Below are 256 nucleotides of genomic sequence, written 5' to 3' on the forward strand. Positions count from 1 at the left end.
TAATATGGTTATTGGCATTAAGGCTAGTCGTGATAGTGAATTCTTTACCGTTAAATAATGTGCCGATATGGCGTAATTGCTCATTGGCTGCATCAGCGCCTTAGCGAACATAATCACCAACATCATAGTGGATATCTGGGCAAGCTAGGCCATGTGCATCTTTACGATCTGCACTGAGCGTTAATCGATTTTCAGGGTCTGGTAAAGGCTCAAGACTAATTGAGAGGTCAACGCCGTGGGTTGCACGGTAACGGAT

1 pseudogene is annotated in these 256 nt (G+C 44.5%); it reads right to left on the minus strand.

The window, feature by feature from the left end:
- A pseudogene (locus MKR94_RS16720) lies at positions 1 to 256 on the minus strand (choline dehydrogenase); the annotation flags it as partial.

Origin of the sequence: Rosenbergiella metrosideri (genome assembly GCF_022602565.1) — a bacterium.
Classification (GTDB): domain Bacteria; phylum Pseudomonadota; class Gammaproteobacteria; order Enterobacterales; family Enterobacteriaceae; genus Rosenbergiella; species Rosenbergiella metrosideri.